We start from the raw sequence: 18369 nt of genomic DNA, 5'->3' as shown, positions 1-18369 counted from the left end.
GGAGATGAAATTCATCCCACGGCTTTTTCATTTTCCGCATGATCGACGCACGTTCAAGCGTGTCGCCGTATCGAGTGAGAACCAAAAAAAAGCGGCCTGGCTTGCTGCGACGGCTGGCTTGGTGTCTGCACGAAGGGGTCTAGTTCTCACGTGCAAGCCGTCGTGGCTGGCTACTGCCCAACACCTCTCTGGGAGGTGGTCCCCACAATACCCGGTACTAACTGCTATTCGTTCCTACTTCGTCAGGATCAGCTTGCCTAAGCGCGTTGCCCGCAGCTGGTAGGTCTCGCCGTTATGGACGATGCTGACGTGGCTATTTCCTTGCAGCAACGTGTCGCTGTGAACGACCCGCTGCGACGTCTCGCCCGAACCGTTGGTGCGATCCGACGCGCCGGGCTTCTGGCCGGTCACCGTTGCCGTCGACGTTTTCGGACGGCTGGTCAGCGCGGCAGCCGGGCGGCGCAGGCTGAGCGTGGAAGGGCGCGTGAGATCGGTCATTCGTTTTAGCTGTTAGTCGATTCGATGGACTAATTCTAAATGATAACTATTCCTATTTACAAGAAAGAGAAATTGATCGAATTTGAATTTCGATAGTCAGAGAGGCTTTAAGGCGGAACAGAATCGGGAAAACGACCGCCCGGTCGTTGGGCGGTCTTGCGCTCGCTGGCGGGCAGGGCTGCCCGCGCGATGCTCAATGCAACGTGCCGGGCTCCTGCTTCGCCTGCACGTATTGACGAATCAGCCGAACGGTATCGATATCGTTCTCGCGATACGCCGACTTCACGATCTCCTGCGTCTGATGCGCATCCGGATCGGTCGATTCGGGCAGCGTGGTCGCATATTCGAAGCGCAGGAACAACTGCAGCTCGTCCGGTTGCTCGATGGTCATGGTGAGCGAGCCGCCCACGTAGTCGGCCGTCGGCAGAATGTCGTAGCGCACGCTCTGGCTTTCCTCGAGCGTGACGCGGTCGCGCACCGTGGCCTGGCCGTAGTGCAATTCCCGTTCGAGTACGTTGCCTTCGCGCGAAAGAATCGTGCAACTGTCGAGCCCCATCACGAACAACTGCGGCTGTTCGGCGCGCAGCACGAGACCTTCCCACAATTGCGCGCGGGTCATCGATTCGACAAACGGATTCAACGGGTCGTTGATCTGGATAAGGTGTTCGAAATTCAAAACGACAGCTTCCTATGAAAGCGTTTAAGCGACGGCGAGCCCCGAACGGATCGTGATCGAATGCGTGAGGATCTTGTGAACCGGGCACTGATTGGCTATTTGCAAAAGCCGTTCCCGCTGCTCGTCGGACAGATCGCCTTCGAGCACGATCTTACGGTCGATGGTCGTGCCCGCGTCGCCGGTTTCGAGCGAGAGCGTCACGCGCACGTCGGCGAGCGGCCAGTCCTTGCGCTGGGCGTACATTTTCAGCGTAATCGACGTGCACGCGCCGAGGCTCGACAGCAGCAGCGACACGGGCGTCGGCCCGCGATCACCGCCGCCGAGCGACTCGGGTTCGTCGGCCAGCCATGTGTGCTTGCCGTCGTCGAAAAGAACCTGGAAATTCGTCGAGCCGATGTGGGCGGTGACGGTGGACTCTGCCATGCGCGCTCCTGAACAGGGACGGAAATTGCCGCGCGCCACGGCCCGTTATCAGTGAACGGCGTGGCGCGCGGCCTGAATTGCTATTGTGAACGAATTTACCGGCCTTCGCGCCTTAGCTGCGAAGCGCCCGCTGGCGATTCAATGCGTGATCGCGCCCATCCGCCCAGCCTGGTAGTCGACGACGGCCTGGCGGATCTCGTCTTCCGTATTCATCACGAACGGTCCGTAGCGCACCACGGGCTCCTTGAGCGGCACGCCGCCTAGCAGCAGCACCTCGAGCGGCTCCGCGCCGGCCGTGAGCGTCACCGAGTCGCCATCGTTCTGAAACACGACCATTTTCTGCGCGTCGATTTCCTGACGCGCTTCGCCTTCGCCGTAAAAGCCCTTACCGGACAGGCTGTATGCAAACACGCGATAGTCGTCCGGCACAGGCTGCTGGATCGTCGTTCCAGGTTGCAGCGAGAAATGCTGGTACAGGATCGGCGTACGCGTTTCGATTGCTGCTTTAACGCCGAGCGCTTCGCCGGCGATCACCTTGACGCGCACCTTGCCGTCCGCAGAGGTCGCCACGGGAATGCTCGCTGACGGCATTTCCTGGTAGCGCGGCGCGATCATCTTGTCGCGGCGCGGCAGATTCACCCAGAGCTGCAGGCCGTGCACGCGTCCGCCCGTGCGCACGAACGACGGGTCCGGCATCTCGCTGTGCACGACGCCCGCGCCCGCGGTCATCCATTGCACGTCGCCGGCGTGCAGGGTGCCGGAGTGGCCGGCCGAATCCTTGTGGCCGAACTGGCCTTCGAGCACATACGTGACCGTTTCGAAGCCGCGATGCGGATGGTCCGGAGCGCCTTTTGCCTCGCCCGGCGCGTAGTCGATTGGACCCATTTCGTCGAGCAGCAGGAACGGATCGAAGTCCATCAACAGGCGGGTCGGAAACGGGCGGTGGACGATAAAGCCGCCACCCTCGGTCGTGCGAACGGCCGGAAACGTACGTTCGATCGTGCGGGTCGTGCTCATCAAAGTCACCTCAAAAAATCGGGAATAGCGTTATTTTTGAAACATGGAGCTATTATAGGGACCGTTTTCGGGGGTGCCAGCCGTCCTCACGCAATGGATTGTTCTATTACTGGAACGATGAGATGAAGATCGATTCACACAATCTGAATGACCTGATGTATTTTTCGCAGGTCGTCGAACACGGCGGTTTTTCCGCCGCCGAACGCGTGCTGGGAATTTCCAAGTCGCGCCTGTCGCGCCGGCTGACCGAACTTGAGGCGTCGCTCGGCGTGCGGCTGCTGCAGCGATCCACCCGCAAGCTGGCGTTGACCGAAGCCGGTCAACTGTTCTACCAGCATTGTCAGGCGATGCTGAGCGAGGCGCAGGCGGCCGTCAACGTCGTCCAGCAACTGCGCTCGTCGCCGCGCGGCACGGTGCGCGTCAGCGTGCCGGTCACGGTTTCGCAGACCATCCTGTCGCAGATCCTGCCCGAATTCATGCATCGCTACCCGGAAGTGCGCGTGGTGATGCGCGTGACGAACCGCGTGGTCGATCTGTTCGAGGATTCGATCGACGTCGCGCTGCGCGTGCGCTCCGATCCGCCCGAAAATGCCAACATCGTCGTGCGGCCGCTGTGGCGCACGGAACAGATGCTGGTCGGCGCGCCGAGCCTGTTGCAACAGAATGCGCCGCCGTTGCTGCCGGCCGACCTGAACGGTTTCGAAACGCTCGACGTGCCGACCGGCGACGGACGCCACGTCTACAACCTGATCGCGCCCGACGGCACGCGTCACGCGCACGAACATGAGCCGCGCCTCGTGACCGCCGATCTGATGACGATTCGTGAAGCGGTGCTCGCCGGCGTCGGTATCGCGGCGTTGCCGGAGATGATGTACGGCGCTGCGCTGCGAGCCGGGCAATTGTCGCCGGTGATGCCGGGCTGGACCTTTCCGACGCCGCAGTTGTACGCCGTATTCGTGTCGCGCCAGGGAATGGTGCCGGCTGTGCGCGCCTTTGTCGATTATCTGGTCGAGATGCTCGATCCCGACGAGGGTAAGCACATCATGGGCGAGTGTCCGGCGCGCGAGGAAAAGGTCGTTCCTGCGCAGCCGATACTCGCGATCGCGTCATAGCAGTTCTCACGGACGGTGGCATCGCTTTTAGCATTTAAGCGTGGCCTGTCATGAGTACTTTCAATGGCTGTTTGCTTGATTGCGCGGGCTCGCGGGCATATAGTGAAATCCCTTCGCTAAGGAGTCTCTTATGCGGAAACTCATGGCCGCTATGATAGCCGGCCTGATAGGGCTGACCGCGCTGTCCGTGTCGATCACGGCTGTCGCATGCGGTGATTCGAGTAGCTATCAATCTTCGACCGATGGCAAATGATCCCGCCGCCCGAAGGCGCCGAGTGCGCACAAAAAAGGCCTTCATCTGACGATGAAGGCCTTTTACTTTTTGGCCCTTGTTTCAAGGGCTTTTCACCGCATTACCTGCTTTTCGGCTGGGTCACGAAGCCGATCTTGGTGAGGCCGCCGGCCTGTGCGGCCGCCATCACTTGCGCCACTTTCTCGTACGCGACCTTGCGGTCCGCGTCCAGATGCAGCTCGGGTTGCGGGTTCGCTTGCGCGGCTTCCGCAATCTTCGCGTTCAGCGCGGCTTCGTCGACCTTCTTGTCGTCCCACGTGACGTTGCCGTCCGCGTCGACTGTGACCGTGACTTGCGCGGGCTTGGTGTCTTCCTTCTGACTGCTTGCGTGCGGCAGATCGATTTTCACCGCGTGACGGATCACCGGAATTGTCACCATGAAGACGATCAGGAGAACCAACATCACGTCGACGAGCGGCGTCATGTTGATTTCGTTCATCAGGCCGTCGTCATCGTCGCCGGCGAAGGGGCTCATTGCCATCGGAGTGCCTCGTCGATCAGTTCGTGCGTGCGGCCAGACGCAGGCCGTCGCCGCGCTTGGACGACGACAGGCGCGCGCCCGTCACGAAGAATGCATGCAGGCCATGCGCAAAGCGGCTCAGTTTGGCGACCACGGCCTTGTTGGCGCGCGTCAGTGCGTTGTAGCCGAGCACCGCCGGAATCGCGACGAACAGGCCGAACGCGGTCATGATCAACGCTTCGCCGACCGGACCCGCGACCTGATCGATCGACGACTGACCGCTCGCGCCGATGGCCAGCAGCGCGTGATAGATGCCCCACACCGTGCCGAACAGACCGACGAACGGCGCCGTGCTGCCGATCGACGCGAGAATCGCGAGACCGCTCTGCATGCGCGCGACGCTTTCGTCCATCGTGTCTTTCAGGCAGCGCGTGACCCAGTCCGACACGTCCATGCGGTCATGCAGATGCGGCTGCGTCTGATGATGATGATCGGCCGCTTCCTGGCCCGACAGCGCCAGCGCGAGGAACGGATTGTCCTGCGGCGTCGACGAGCCGGCGCCGAGCTTCTTCACGCCGTCGGCGAGATCGTCCGAATGCCAGAACGCCTGTTCGGCATTCTTCGTGAGGCGGTTCAGGCGCATCACATTCCAGCCTTTGATGACGATCACGCTCCACGACATCACCGACATGATCAACAGCGCGAGCGCGATGCCGCGCGTCACGAAATCCCCTTGCGCCCAGACGTGCGCCAGTCCGTAGTTTTGCATTGCAATTCCTTTTTTTTAAAAGCTGCCTCAATCGTTCAGATTGAAGTCGTAACGCTGGGTGGTCGGGACCCGTACTGGCTGCCCGTTCTCAAGATAGGGTTGGCAGGCGCTCGCGCGCACCGCGTCGAGCGCGGCGTCGTCGAGGCGGCTAAAACCGCTGCTCTTTTTCAGAGCGACGTTTTCGAACTTGCCGGTCACGCCGACCACGAGACTCACGATCACCGCGCCAGTCTCGCCGCGGCGCCTGGACAGCGCCGGGTAATCAGGCTTGACGATATTGCACGTGAGGTGCGATATGTCTTTGGGCGCGCTGACCTCCATCGTCTGACGGCCGATCGCCGGAGCAGCAGGCGCGGGCGGCGCAACCGGTGCGGCAGGCGCGGGTGGCGTCGGATCGGGCGCGGCGACGGGCGTGGGTGACGGCGCGGCGGCCACCGGTAGAGGCGTGGCCGTCGGTTTGGGCGTGGGAGTCGGTTTCGGCTGAACCCTCGGCTTGGTACGAACCGGTGGCGTCGGCGTGGGCGGCGGCGCGATCGACTGAATCGCGACCGGCGCGGCAACCGGCGCCGGCGGCAGCAACTGCGCGGTCATGACGCGCGACTCGAGCGCCGGCTGCACGGGGTCATGACGCAAGGTCATCACCACGGCAAGCAGCGCGACGTGAATCGCTGCAACCACGGCGGTTGCGGTCAGGACGCGGGAGTTCAGTCGGGTAGACGAAGCCGGCACGGCGCCGGCTGAAACGATAGGCGAGGCCGGCATGTTAACGTGGCGGCGCGCTGTCGATGCAGCGCGTCAGACAGGACATCGTCATGTTCGAAAAATCAGCAGCGAAATGAACAAAGTAGTCACGAAACCAATCAGCAATTCCATCTCGAACTCCTGTGACGGGTGAGCGGGTAGCTGGCTGGTACGAATACTGGCTTGCTGACGGCAGTGGGATAACGCTGGAACAGCGAGAACGACGTTGGGCGCGAGAGGCGCCCGAGGCACGGAGCGAGCCGCGCCTTAAGGGCTGGCTTAGGCCGCTTTGCGTTCGTAAAACGTCAGCGGTACAGCTTGCGGGTGATGCTCGAAACCACAGCGGCTCGCACAGACGCCGCTTTTCATCATGACGTCGCGCACGGAATCGGCGCACTTGCCACAGCAGGATGCGACGCCGAGCTCGAACTGGAGCTCGTCGAACGAATCCATGCCTTCCTCGATCGAAGCACGGATCTTTCGGTCAGAAACAGACTTGCAGACACAGACAATCATGGCGGGCGTCATAGCTAACGTTAATGCGAATTATTATCATTTTGTTTGGGCCGTTTGGCAAGCGTCCTGCGTGATTTTTTGTAACAAAACCAGACTCTTAGAAGGGTTTCGTCTATGGAGCGGTGGCGCGCGTAGTTGGCGGACGGCGCGGGAAATGGCCTCAAAAGCCGCCGAAAAACCGCTCAGTGCCTGAAAAAACGCGCTTGGGCGGCAGTTATGCGGCTTGGGAGTCCGGCGCTGCCGTGCGGCGCGAGGGAATCGACACCTGTTCGACCGTGGCGTCGATATGCAGCAGGGTAGCGGCCAATTGCTGCTGATGTGTGCCGTCGCCCGTGGAAAAAAAGCGGGGCAGAACGGCGGCCGCACTTTGCGGCGCCGCGCGCAAACCATGCTGGTCGAGCACGCGTTCGAGCTGCCGCGCAATGGCGACGCTCGTGTCGATCAGCATCAGCCGATCGCCGACGATATCGCGAATCGCCGCGTCGAGAAACGGGTAGTGCGTGCAGCCGAGCACCAGCGTATCCGCGCCCGCGTCGAGCATGGGCTGCAAGTAGCCGCGCAGCAGCTCACGTAACTCGGTGGAGCCGATGTCGCAGCGTTCCACGGCCTGCACGAGCCCATGACCCGGCTGGCAGAGAAAGCGGCAATCCGCGGCATAGCGTTCGAGCAGCGCCTGAAAGCGGGCGCTGCGCAGCGTCACTTGTGTGGCGAGCACGCCGGCCACACGGGTTCTGGATTGCAGCGCCGCGGGTTTGACACCGGGTTCGACGCCGACCAAAGGAATAGGCAGCTTTTCGCGAACCATCGCGATGGACTGCGCGGTAGCCGTATTGCAGGCGACCACCAGCGCCTTCGCGCCTTGCTTGACGAGCCATTCGCCGATGGCGAGCGTGCGGTCGGCGATGAAGTCGTCGTCGCGCTCGCCGTAGGGGGCGTAGAGCGAGTCGGCGGCATACAGGATCGCCTCGTCAGGCAGTTGCGCCCGGACCGACCGCAACACCGACAAACCGCCCAGCCCCGAATCGAAAATGCCGACCGGTGCGCGCGATCCGGCGCCAGACGTGAACGTTCCTGTATTCGCGGAGGAGGGTTCTGCGGGCATAGACGGAGAGGACGCGTGCGGCACAGCGCTCAAGGGAGACTCGGAAAAACGGCAAGGTGCGCAAGTATATCGCCCGCGCGGCGTGGGTCATCGCAAATAAGCGGAGCCATGAACGGCGCGCGGGCGGATGCGGCTTGGAACGATCAGGACTCGACCGAGCCCATTGCCGTTTGCTGGTAGTTCTGGATGCCGACCTTGTCGATCAGGTCGATTTGCGTTTCGAGCCAGTCGATATGTTCTTCGGTGTCGTCGAGAATCTTCGTGAAGATTTCACGCGAGATGAAATCGCGCACCGATTCGCAATACGCGATCGCTTCTTTACAGGTGCTCTGCGAAATCTGTTCGAGCTTCAAATCGCATTCGAGGATTTCTTTCGTTTCCTCACCGATCAGCAATTTGTGCAGGTCTTGCAGATTCGGCAGACCGTCGAGCATGAAAATGCGTTCGATGAGCCAGTCGGCGTGCTTCATTTCACCGATCGATTCGTCGTATTCGTGCTTGCCGAGTTTCTCGAGACCCCAGTGCTTATACATCCGCGCATGCAGGAAGTACTGATTGATGGCGGTCAGTTCGTTCTTCAACTGCGAGTTGAGATATTCGATGACCTTCTTGTCGCCTTGCATGGTGTGTCCTTATAGGGGCTTTGAATTTCCCAGAACAATAAACGGCGAAACGCAAAAAGCCAAGGCAAAAAATCAGATTTTCGCCTGATTTCAGAGGGTTTTTCGCGTGATGCGTACCGTTCTCATTTCATCATAAAAAAGCCGGGGTTTGAGGCCCCGGCTTTGAATTATTCAGCGGATGTCAATAGTTCAAACCGTCGCGACCGGAATCTTGCCGATCTTTGCTTGCCATTCCTTCGGCCCGGTTTGATGAACGGAAGTGCCGTTCGAATCGACGGCCACCGTCACCGGCATGTCCTGCACGTCGAACTCATAGATCGCTTCCATGCCGAGGTCTTCGAACGCGAGAACCTTCGCGCTGCGAATCGCCTTCGACACGAGGTACGCCGCGCCACCCACCGCCATCAGATACGCGGCTTTGTGCTTCTTGATCGCCTCGATGGCGACCGGGCCGCGTTCCGCCTTGCCGATCATCGAGATCAGGCCGGTTTGCGACAGCATCGTCTCGGTGAACTTGTCCATGCGCGTTGCCGTGGTCGGGCCTGCGGGACCGACGGCTTCGTCGCGCACCGGGTCGACTGGGCCGACGTAGTAAATCACGCGGTTCGTGAAGTCGACCGGCAGCTTCTCACCCTTCGCGAGCATGTCGGCGATGCGCTTGTGAGCCGCGTCGCGGCCGGTCAGCATCTTGCCCGACAGCAGCAGCGTCTGGCCGGGCGTCCACGCAGCCACTTCTTCCGGCGTCAGCGTGTTCAGATCGACGCGCTTGCTCTTCTCGGTGTCCGGTTCCCACTGCACCTTCGGCCATGCGTCGAGCGACGGCGCTTCGAGCTTGGCCACGCCCGAACCATCCAGCGTGAAGTGCGCGTGACGCGTAGCCGCGCAGTTCGGGATGATCGCGACCGGCTTGGACGCGGCGTGCGTCGGCGCGGCCATGATCTTCACGTCGAGTACGGTGGCGAGGCCGCCGAGACCTTGCGCGCCGATCCCGAGCGCGTTGACCTTCTCGTGCAGTTCAACACGCAGCTCTTCGATCCAGTCCTTCGGGCCGCGTGCGATCACGTCCTGAATGTCGATCGGATCCATCAGCGATTCTTTCGCCATCACCATCGCTTTCTCAGCGGTGCCGCCGATGCCGATGCCGAGCATGCCCGGCGGGCACCAGCCCGCGCCCATGGTCGGCACGGTCTTGAGAATCCAGTCGACGATCGAATCCGACGGATTCAGCATCGCGAACTTCGACTTGTTTTCCGAGCCGCCGCCCTTGGCCGCGACCTGCACGTCGACCGTATTGCCCGGCACGATTTCGTAGTGGATTACGGCCGGCGTGTTGTCTTTCGTGTTCTTGCGGCCACCTTCCGGCGGGCTCACGATCGACGCGCGCAGCACGTTGTCCGGGTTCAGGTAACCGCGGCGCACGCCTTCGTTGATCATGTCGGTGACGCCCATCGTCGCGCCGTCCCAACGCACGTCCATGCCGACCTTCACGAACACCGTGACGATGCCGGTGTCCTGGCAGATCGGGCGCTTGCCTTCGGCGCACATGCGGCTGTTGGTGAGAATCTGCGCGATGGCGTCTTTCGCGGCGGGGCTCTGTTCGAGCTCGTAGGCGCGGCCGAGTGCCTGGATGTAGTCGAGCGGATGGTAATAGCTGATGTACTGAAGTGCATCAGCAATGCTCTGAATCAGATCTTCCTGTTTGATGACGGTCATGGCTAGCTCAGTGGGGACGGTGGCGCTTGTTGTCGGACTCGCCGGGCAGGGCGGGTCAGTCGCGCGCCTTCAGGGGAGTGGAACCTTTAGCGGAGCCCACGGCGTGCAAGACGGCGGGCTCTTCGAAATGCTTTGGATGCGTGTGCGTGGTGAGGCGGTCGACCAGCGCCATCACGAGCGCCGAGACGAGGAACGCGACGTGGATGATCACCTGCCACATGATCGTATGCGTCGAATTCTGGTCCGGGCTGATGAAGGTCTTCAGCAGATGGATGGACGAAATGCTGATCAGCGCCATCGACAATTTGACTTTGAGGACACCGGCGTTCACGTGATCGAGCCATTCCGGTTCGTCCGGATGACCCTCGACGCCGAGGCGCGACACGAACGTTTCATATCCCCCGATGATCACCATGATCAGCAGGTTCGAGATCATGACCACGTCGATCAGGCCGAGCACGACCAGCATGATGTTGGTTTCGTCGAGCGTCATGGAAGCCGTGACGAGATGCCAGACTTCCTTGAGGAACAGCACGACGTAGACGGCCTGGGCCACGATCAGGCCCAGATAGAGCGGCAACTGCAGCCAGCGGCTCATGAAGATGATGGAAGGGATCGGGCGCATCGGGCGGCGCTGATGGGCGAAGTCGGATCGCGGAGCGGTCATGGGCAAGAGTCAGACGAAACGCAGGTGACGGAACATGGACTAAATGCGCGGACTATATGCACCGGCGCGGCATGCACGGTACGCGGCACATACATGACAAACACGCGGCCTATACGCGGTCTATACGCGGCCTGTGCGCGGCGGACCAGGCGCGCAAACCCCGGAGTGGACGGCGCGACCCGCGGCCGGAGAAGACCGGAGAAGCTCGCATCAGGCGCGCTATTGTACAGCGCCGGGTGAATTTGCTGCGTTGCGGCGGGCAGGATGGCGGCGCTGCGACAGGCGGCGCGCTTGACCCAGTACCTTGCGAACGGCGGCCAGCGGCTGGCGGCCCGCCCTTAAACGGTCAGGACGCCACGGGCGGCACCCGTCTGACCTTCAGGCTCGCCAGCCCGATCCCCGTGACCACGCAGGCGAGCGCGATGCCGTGCGCGAAGGTAGGCCGCTCGCCGAGAAACGCGATGCCGTAGATCGCGGCCGCCACGGGCAGCACGGCGCTGAACACGCCCGCGAGACTGCCCGGCACATGACGGATGCCCTTCATCCACAGCCAGAACGAAAAGATGCTCGCCGACAGTCCGTACCACAGCACCAGCGTCCAGACGCTGAGCGGCACGGCGCGATAGTCGAAGTCGAGCAGCGCGCTCGCGCCGAGCGGCAGCATCAGCAGAAGGCCGAAGAGATGCGTGTACGCGCAGATGTCGATCGGTGCGAGCGTTTGCGTGAGACGTCGTGACAGAATGATGTAAAGCGATTCGCAGCACACCGCGCCGAGCACCATCAGGTTGCCCGCGAACGACGTTTCGCCGCCCGAACTCCGATCCACGTGCGCGAGATTGATGACAACCACGCCGACGATCGCCAGTGCGATCGACGCAAGTGCCCGACCGTTCGGCCGCTCTTTGAGGATGAGCCAGGAAAGCAGCGCGACCACTGCGGGGATCGTGCTCATGATGACGCCGGCCGCGAGCGCGCTCGTGCGTTGCACGCCGCCGAGCATCAGCAGCGTAAACCCGAAGGTGCCGAACAGGGCCTGCAGGAACAGGTTGAACCACTCGTCACGCTTCACGCGGCGCAGTCTGGACACGCGCAGAAGCGGCCACAGCACGACTATCGCGATCACGAAGCGCAGCAGCGCGAACAGAGGGACGGGGAGGAACTCGACGATCGATTTACCGATTCCGACATTGCTGCCGACCAGCAGCATCGAGGTGATGAGAAGCAGGGAGTAACGATTCAAGCTGGAATCCGGACGGCTAGTTCAGTTAGCATTGTAAGAGGCCGTGCGAGCCAGCGTAAAGGCGCGCCACAGGTATGCGAGGTTCGCACGGCGTCACGGCAGGCGGCGTGTTCGGTCCGCGCTGGGTCTTTGCGCGGGCTCGGATACATGATCGTCGTGGAACGCGTAGCATGCGTTGCTTCGCGCTGCATTCATCATTCGACGCTGGAGTCACAGGAGCGGCGTTAGGGTTTTCGCTGGCTATCCGGTGCGTTGCGCGTAAGTGGCCGGTAAGTTGCAGCGCTTATGTTTGAGCATGAGGGCGGAACGTCGTCTGACATGCATTCATGCTGCGGTGCCGCATGAGTGTTACATGCAGACGGACGCGCCGTGGCGCAATGATCGGCGATCGGCGCGCGAGGGTTGGAGACAGCGCCGCTCGCTGCGGCGTCAACATGACAGAGGGCGCGCCAGAGGCGCGCCGGCACAGGTTTTACGTTTCATCTTCACCAAGGGGTTGTCGATGTCTGCGATTGAATCGGTTCTTCACGAACGCCGTGTTTTCCCTCCCTCCGCTGAAGCAGCGGCAGGTGCCGCGATCTCCGGCATGGACGCGTACCGCGCGTTGGCCGCCGAGGCGGAACGCGATTACGAAGGTTTCTGGGGACGCCTCGCTCGCGAGACGCTAAGCTGGAACACGCCCTTCACCAAAGTGCTCGACGAATCGAACGCGCCGTTCTACACGTGGTTCGAGGACGGCCAGATCAACGCGTCGTATAACAGCATCGACCGTCACGTCGAGGCCGGCAACGGCGAGCGCGTCGCGATCATTTTCGAAGCCGACGACGGCACCGTTACCAACGTCACGTATCAGGATCTGCTGCAGCGTGTATCGCGCTTCGCGAACGCGCTGAAGAAGCGCGGCGTGAAGAAGGGCGACCGCGTGGTGATCTATATGCCGATGTCGATCGAAGGCATCGTCGCGATGCAGGCATGCGCGCGGATCGGCGCGACGCATTCGGTGGTGTTCGGCGGCTTCTCGTCGAAGTCGCTCAACGAACGGCTGGTCGACGTGGGCGCGGTCGCGCTCGTCACCTCCGACGAACAGATGCGCGGCGGCAAAGCCTTGCCGCTGAAGAACATCGCCGACGAAGCGCTGGCAATGGGCGGTTGCGAAGCAGTCACGAGCGTGATCGTCTATCAGCGCACCGGCGGCAAGGTCGCATGGAACGAAGGCCGCGATCTGTGGATGCACGAACTCGCGCAGGCCGAATCGGATCAATGCGCGCCCGAATGGGTCGGCGCCGAGCATCCGTTGTTCATCCTGTACACGTCCGGTTCGACGGGCAAGCCGAAGGGCGTGCAGCACAGCACCGGCGGTTATCTGCTGTGGGCCGCGCAGACGCTGAAGTGGACCTTCGACTGGAAGGCGTCCGATGTCTTCTGGTGTACCGCCGACATCGGCTGGATCACCGGCCATAGCTACATCACGTATGGTCCGTTGACGCTCGGCGGCACGCAGGTCGTGTTCGAAGGCGTGCCCACGTATCCGAACGCCGGCCGCTTCTGGGACATGATCGCGAGGCACAAGGTCTCGCTGTTCTATACGGCGCCGACCGCGATCCGCTCGCTGATCAAGGCCGCGGACGCCGACGAGAAAGTGCATCCGAAGAGCTACGACCTGTCCACGTTGCGCATCATCGGCACGGTTGGCGAGCCGATCAACCCGGAAGCGTGGATCTGGTATTACGAGAACGTCGGCGGCAGCCGTTGCCCGATCGTCGATACGTGGTGGCAAACCGAAACCGGCGGCCACATGATCACGCCGCTGCCGGGCGCGACACCCCTGGTGCCGGGTTCATGCACCTTGCCGCTGCCGGGCATCATGGCCGCGGTCGTCGACGAAACCGGCCAGGACGTGCCGAACGGGCAGGGCGGAATTCTGGTGGTGAAGCGTCCGTGGCCGTCCATGTTGCGTAACGTGTGGGGCGATCCGGACCGCTACAAGAAGAGCTACTTCCCCGAGGAACTCGGCGGCAAGCTGTACCTTGCGGGCGACGGCGCGGTACGTGACAAGGACACGGGCTATTTCACGATCATGGGCCGTATCGACGACGTGCTCAACGTGTCGGGCCACCGGCTCGGCACGATGGAGATCGAGTCGGCGCTGGTGTCGAACCCGCTCGTCGCGGAAGCCGCTGTGGTGGGGCGCCCGGATGCGACGACGGGGGAAGCCGTGTGCGCGTTCGTCGTGCTGAAGCGCGCGCGTCCGGAAGGCGAGGAAGCGGTGAAGCTCGCCAACGAACTGCGCAACTGGGTTGGCAAGGAGATCGGTCCGATCGCCAAGCCGAAGGACATCCGCTTCGGCGAGAACCTGCCGAAGACGCGTTCGGGCAAGATCATGCGCCGCCTGCTGCGCTCGCTCGCGAAGGGCGAGGAAATCACGCAAGACGTATCGACGCTGGAGAACCCGGCGATTCTCGATCAACTCGGCGAGTCGCTTTAAGCTTGCACGGGTCTGTGTGAAGGGCAAGGGTTTGTCGACGGCATACCCTTGGTCCCACGCAGATTGCTGGTCATGAAGCCATGTTGTTGAAGCCACTGGGCGGACAATCCCGATTGCCTGGCCGGTGGCTTTTTGATACATAGGCGCATGGCCGCGCCGCATCACTCCTCTCACGCCACGCTCAATCCCTTGCCCGAACCGCCCGCGGTCTCGGCAGCGATGGCGCGCGCGCATCAAAAGTATTGGCGCTTCAACCTCGCATTGATCGCGACGTTGATGACCTTGGGCTTCATCGTGTCGTTCGTGTTGCCGCTGATGGCACCCGCTCTCGCGCAGGTGCGGGTCGGCGGCTTCAGGTTGCCGTTCTACTTCGGCGCGCAGGGTGCGATCCTGATCTATCTCGCGCTCATCGTCGTGTATATCGTGCTGATGCAGCGCGCCGACCGCCAGTTGAAACGCGCCTTTGACGCGGACGCCGGCGCTAGCGCCAGCGTCGGCACCGACGTTTCCGTCGCGCGCGGAAACTGAGCCGATGAAGCTCACGAACCGGCTGATCAGCTCCTACGCCCTTTACACGCTCGGCTTCCTGCTTTTCATCTATGTGATGTGGCGCATCGAGCGCACCACCGGCCCCGGCGTGTGGATCGGCTATGTGTTCCTGTTCGTGCCGATCGCGGTGTATGCGGTAATCGGCCTGCTGTCGCGCACGTCCGATCTGGTCGAATACTACGTGGCGGGGCGGCGCGTGCCGTCCGCCTTCAACGGCATGGCGACAGCGGCCGACTGGCTTTCAGCGGCCTCGTTCATCGGCCTCGCCGGGTCGATCTATGCGACCGGATATGACGGTCTCGCGTATCTGATGGGTTGGACCGGCGGCTATTGTCTCGTCGCGTTCCTGCTCGCGCCGTATGTGCGCAAGCTCGCGCGCTACACGATTCCCGATTTTCTCGGCACGCGTTTTTCGAGCAACGCCGTGCGCGGCCTTGCCGCGCTGGCGGCGATTCTGTGTTCGTTCGTTTATCTGGTTGCGCAGATCCAGGGCGTCGGACTGATTGCGACGCGCTTTATCGGCGTGGATTTCGCCGTCGGCATCTTCTGCGGACTGGCGGGCATTCTGGTGTGTTCGTTTCTTGGCGGCATGCGCGCCGTGACGTGGACGCAGGTCGCGCAGTACATCATCCTGATCGCGGCGATCCTGATTCCCGTGTCGATGATCGCGCACAAGGACGGCCTCGGCTGGGTGCCGCAATTCAACTACGGCCGCTTGATGGAGCGTGTCGAAGGCCTCGAAAAGCAGGTGCGCGACGCGCCGCTCGAGCAAACCGTGCGCGACGATTATCGCCGCCGTGCCGCGTTGATGCAGATGCGGCTCGACACCTTGCCGCAATCGTTCGTCGACGAGAAACTGCGTCTCACGCAGGAAGTCGCCGATCTACGCCGCCATAACGGCCCGCTGCGCGAGATCAAGGAGCGCGAGCGGTCGCTCGAACAGTTTCCACGCGATGCCGCCGCCGCGCAGATCGTCTGGACCCAGCGACGCGATGAAATGCTGATGCGCGCGGCCGCACCGGTGCCGATGCATGAGCCGTTCCCCGCCGTGAGTGATGAAGACCGGCGCATTCACGAGCGCAATTTTCTTTCGCTGCTGCTGTGCCTGTCGCTCGGCACGGCGAGCTTGCCGCATATTCTGACGCGCTATAACACGACGACCTCGGTGGCCTCGGCGCGACGCTCCGTCGGATGGACGCTGTTCTTCGTCGCGCTGTTCTATCTGACGGTGCCGGTGTTGGCGGTGCTGATCAAGTACGAGATATTGACCAACCTGGTCGGCCATCACTTCTCCGATTTGCCGCAGTGGCTCATGCAATGGCGCAAGGTGGAGCCGAGCCTGATCAGTCTTGCCGATACGAACGGCGACGGCATCGTGCGCTGGAGCGAGATTCAGATGCAGCCTGACATGGTCGTGCTTGCCGCGCCGGAGATTGCGGGGCTGCCGTATGTGATGTCGGGGCTGATCGCGGCGGGCGCGCTGGCCGCGGCGCTTTCCACCGCGGACGGTTTGCTGCTGACCATCGCCAATGCCTTGTCGCACGATGTGTACTACCACATGGTGGATCCGAATGCGTCGAGTCAGCGGCGCGTGACGATCTCGAAGATTCTGTTGCTGGGAGTGGCGCTGTTCGCGTCGTACGTGGCGTCGCTGAATACGGGGAACATTCTGTTTCTGGTGGGCGCGGCGTTTTCGCTGGCGGCTTCGAGTCTGTTTCCGGTGCTGGTGCTCGGCGTGTTCTGGAAGCGCACCACGCGGCTCGGCGCGGTGGCGGGCATGGTGGCGGGGTTGGTGGTGTGCATCTATTACATTGTCTCCACGTATCCGTTCTTCACGCAGATGACGGGTTTCGCCGGCGCGCGGTGGTTCGGGATCGAGCCGATCAGCTCCGGCGTATTCGGCGTGCCGGCGGGGTTTCTGGTGGCGATCGGCGTGAGTCTGATCGACCGGAAACCGGACGCTTACACGCGGGCGCTGGTGGACTATATCCGGCATCCTTAGGCCGGTTCGCGCATGGGTATGGCGCGGCGCGCGAAGTTTGCTATAATTCGGCTCCCCGCCGGAGAGATGGATGAGCGGTTTAAGTCGCACGCCTGGAAAGCGTGTATAGGTTAATAACCTATCCGGGGTTCGAATCCCCGTCTCTCCGCCAGGACCGAATGATAAGCCGTTGAATCCCCAAGGATTCAACGGCTTTTTGTTTTCTCGCCAGCCTTGCTGGCATCTCGCCGCCGCAAACATTCTGTAATCTGTAGAATGCGCGGATGGAGACACATAGCATCCGAGACGCAAGCTCTTTGCGCTACGTGACCGGCCTCGATGGACTCCGAGCCATCTCGATGATGCTGGTCGTTCTATTCCATTACACGAGCTATTTTTCCAGCGGCCTCTCAGAGTTGGGTGGCGCATGGTCCGGCATCGTGCGTACCGCGTCGACCGGCTGGATAGGCGTGGACGTGTTTTTCGTGATCTCGGGCTTTCTCATCACCACGACGCTACTAAAGCGGCCCGTCAATTCAGTCGCGTCCTACGCAAAATTCATCCAACGCCGGGCCGTCCGGTTGCTGCCGGCCTACGTCGCGAGCCTGCTGATATTCACGCTTGTCGCGTTGCTGATCGACCCGCATAGCAAGGTGCTGAAAAACGAGTACCTGCTATGGACATTCACGGCCAGTATTCAGTCGCTGTTCGGCGATCGAGTCGCGCTGGCCGATCAACATTTCACCATGGCGCATTTCTGGACGCTGGCCGTGGAATGGCATTTCTATATCGTCTTCCCGATTCTCGTCGCCCGTTTCCATTCGTACTTTCGCCCGGCCTTGGCGCTCCTGCTGGTGGCGATATCGTTCAGAGTGGTGTGCCATTTTGCCGGGATTTCCGACAACGGCATCTATACTTTCACGCTTTGCCGGATCGACTCGATTGCAGTAGGCTGCCTGCTGGCGCTCGTGCCTTCCCACCTTCGTTCCAGGCAGTCCACAGCGGCAGGCGCACTCGGTGCGGCGATGTTCGTGGCGATCTGGATTGCGTTGGCATGTTCAGATGTCCCGTTCAAAACCCTGGCGTGGCTTCAGACGTTCGGATATACGCTGCTAGCCGTGTCAGTCGCATTGATGATTTACCGGGTTATCCATTCCTCTCCGCGTTCGCCGATCGTGCGTGTACTGGAATTCAAGCCGCTTGCCTCAATAGGGCGCGCGAGCTATAGCCTGTACATCTGGCACGTGCCTTTTTATCCCGCCATTGCGCTGCTGGCGCAACGCAATTTCGCGGACATCCGGGTTGCGTATCTGGTCGCGATAGCGGCCGGCGTCGTGGTGACGGCGGCGCTCGGCGGCCTCTCGTATCTGTTTGTCGAATCCCGATTCACCCGGGCGCGTCCGCCGGTTCTCGCATGAAGGCGCCGAGCCGTTTTGTCGCTGCTGGCGACGCGTGCCGCGCGAGGCCGTAAACCAAAACAAATCATCTTGCTCTAAACTGGCGGC

At 61.8% G+C, this 18369-nt stretch carries 18 protein-coding genes and 1 tRNA gene; 6 read left to right on the top strand and 13 right to left on the bottom strand.

The window, feature by feature from the left end; genetic code table 11:
• Window positions 1-234: 234 nt before the first annotated feature.
• The 4 genes from hemP to B0G73_RS31350 form a co-directional block, all read right to left on the bottom strand.
• Complete coding sequence (gene hemP / locus B0G73_RS31365) at window positions 235-498, bottom strand: hemin uptake protein HemP (RefSeq protein WP_106285028.1); 264 nt, start codon at window positions 496-498, stop codon at window positions 235-237.
• Between the two features lie 193 nt (window positions 499-691).
• Window positions 692-1174 (bottom strand): SRPBCC family protein, encoded by a 483-nt coding sequence (locus tag B0G73_RS31360; protein WP_106285027.1) that lies wholly within the window; start codon window positions 1172-1174, stop codon window positions 692-694.
• Window positions 1175-1198: 24 nt separating this feature from the next.
• Window positions 1199-1597: an OsmC family protein gene (locus tag B0G73_RS31355; protein WP_012432434.1), complete on the bottom strand. Its 399-nt coding sequence runs from the start codon at window positions 1595-1597 to the stop codon at window positions 1199-1201.
• Window positions 1598-1735: 138 nt separating this feature from the next.
• Window positions 1736-2614: a pirin family protein gene (locus B0G73_RS31350; RefSeq protein WP_106285026.1), complete on the bottom strand. Its 879-nt coding sequence runs from the start codon at window positions 2612-2614 to the stop codon at window positions 1736-1738.
• Window positions 2615-2736: 122 nt separating this feature from the next.
• Here B0G73_RS31350 and B0G73_RS31345 point away from each other — a divergent pair, with 122 nt between their 5' ends.
• Window positions 2737-3726 (top strand): LysR family transcriptional regulator, encoded by a 990-nt coding sequence (locus B0G73_RS31345; RefSeq protein WP_106285025.1) that lies wholly within the window; start codon window positions 2737-2739, stop codon window positions 3724-3726.
• Between the two features lie 353 nt (window positions 3727-4079).
• Here B0G73_RS31345 and B0G73_RS31340 read toward each other — a convergent pair whose 3' ends face one another.
• The 9 genes from B0G73_RS31340 to B0G73_RS31300 form a co-directional block, all read right to left on the bottom strand.
• Window positions 4080-4499, bottom strand: coding sequence for a biopolymer transporter ExbD (locus tag B0G73_RS31340; RefSeq protein WP_106285024.1), 420 nt, complete (start codon window positions 4497-4499; stop codon window positions 4080-4082).
• 16 nt (window positions 4500-4515) lie between these two features.
• Window positions 4516-5247, bottom strand: a complete 732-nt coding sequence (locus B0G73_RS31335) for a MotA/TolQ/ExbB proton channel family protein (protein ID WP_106285023.1) — start codon at window positions 5245-5247, stop codon at window positions 4516-4518.
• A 27-nt stretch (window positions 5248-5274) separates the two neighbouring features.
• On the bottom strand, window positions 5275-6009 hold the full coding sequence (locus tag B0G73_RS31330) for an energy transducer TonB (RefSeq protein WP_106285022.1): 735 nt from the start codon (window positions 6007-6009) through the stop codon (window positions 5275-5277).
• A gap of 258 nt (window positions 6010-6267) precedes the next feature.
• A complete protein-coding gene (locus tag B0G73_RS31325; protein WP_012432441.1) occupies window positions 6268-6504 on the bottom strand; it encodes a bacterioferritin-associated ferredoxin in 237 nt (78 codons plus the stop codon).
• A gap of 214 nt (window positions 6505-6718) precedes the next feature.
• Window positions 6719-7606: a glutamate racemase gene (gene murI, locus B0G73_RS31320; protein WP_106285021.1), complete on the bottom strand. Its 888-nt coding sequence runs from the start codon at window positions 7604-7606 to the stop codon at window positions 6719-6721.
• Window positions 7607-7749: 143 nt separating this feature from the next.
• Entirely contained in the window at window positions 7750-8229 is a 480-nt protein-coding gene (gene bfr, locus B0G73_RS31315; RefSeq protein WP_106285020.1) for a bacterioferritin, read from the bottom strand.
• Between the two features lie 189 nt (window positions 8230-8418).
• Window positions 8419-9942, bottom strand: coding sequence for a fumarate hydratase (locus B0G73_RS31310; RefSeq protein WP_106285019.1), 1524 nt, complete (start codon window positions 9940-9942; stop codon window positions 8419-8421).
• 55 nt (window positions 9943-9997) lie between these two features.
• Window positions 9998-10567 (bottom strand): TIGR00645 family protein, encoded by a 570-nt coding sequence (locus B0G73_RS31305; protein WP_219907300.1) that lies wholly within the window; start codon window positions 10565-10567, stop codon window positions 9998-10000.
• A gap of 388 nt (window positions 10568-10955) precedes the next feature.
• The gene (locus B0G73_RS31300; protein ID WP_106285017.1) at window positions 10956-11849 is read right to left on the bottom strand and encodes a DMT family transporter; all 894 of its coding nucleotides are present in this window, start codon (window positions 11847-11849) and stop codon (window positions 10956-10958) included.
• Window positions 11850-12351: 502 nt separating this feature from the next.
• Here B0G73_RS31300 and acs point away from each other — a divergent pair.
• The 5 genes from acs (at window position 12352) to B0G73_RS31275 (ending at window position 18282) form a co-directional block, all read left to right on the top strand.
• Window positions 12352-14334: an acetate--CoA ligase gene (gene acs / locus B0G73_RS31295; protein WP_106285047.1), complete on the top strand. Its 1983-nt coding sequence runs from the start codon at window positions 12352-12354 to the stop codon at window positions 14332-14334.
• Window positions 14335-14481: 147 nt separating this feature from the next.
• The gene (locus B0G73_RS31290; protein WP_106285016.1) at window positions 14482-14862 is read left to right on the top strand and encodes a DUF4212 domain-containing protein; all 381 of its coding nucleotides are present in this window, start codon (window positions 14482-14484) and stop codon (window positions 14860-14862) included.
• Between the two features lie 4 nt (window positions 14863-14866).
• Window positions 14867-16885: a sodium:solute symporter family protein gene (locus B0G73_RS31285; RefSeq protein ID WP_106285015.1), complete on the top strand. Its 2019-nt coding sequence runs from the start codon at window positions 14867-14869 to the stop codon at window positions 16883-16885.
• A gap of 60 nt (window positions 16886-16945) precedes the next feature.
• Window positions 16946-17036 (top strand) — tRNA-Ser (locus tag B0G73_RS31280).
• A gap of 112 nt (window positions 17037-17148) precedes the next feature.
• On the top strand, window positions 17149-18282 hold the full coding sequence (locus B0G73_RS31275; RefSeq protein WP_106285014.1) for an acyltransferase: 1134 nt from the start codon (window positions 17149-17151) through the stop codon (window positions 18280-18282).
• Window positions 18283-18369 lie beyond the last annotated feature (87 nt).

Origin of the sequence: Paraburkholderia sp. BL25I1N1 (genome assembly GCF_003002025.1) — a bacterium.
GTDB lineage: Bacteria > Pseudomonadota > Gammaproteobacteria > Burkholderiales > Burkholderiaceae > Paraburkholderia.
This window is presented reverse-complemented; position numbering and strand designations above follow the sequence as displayed.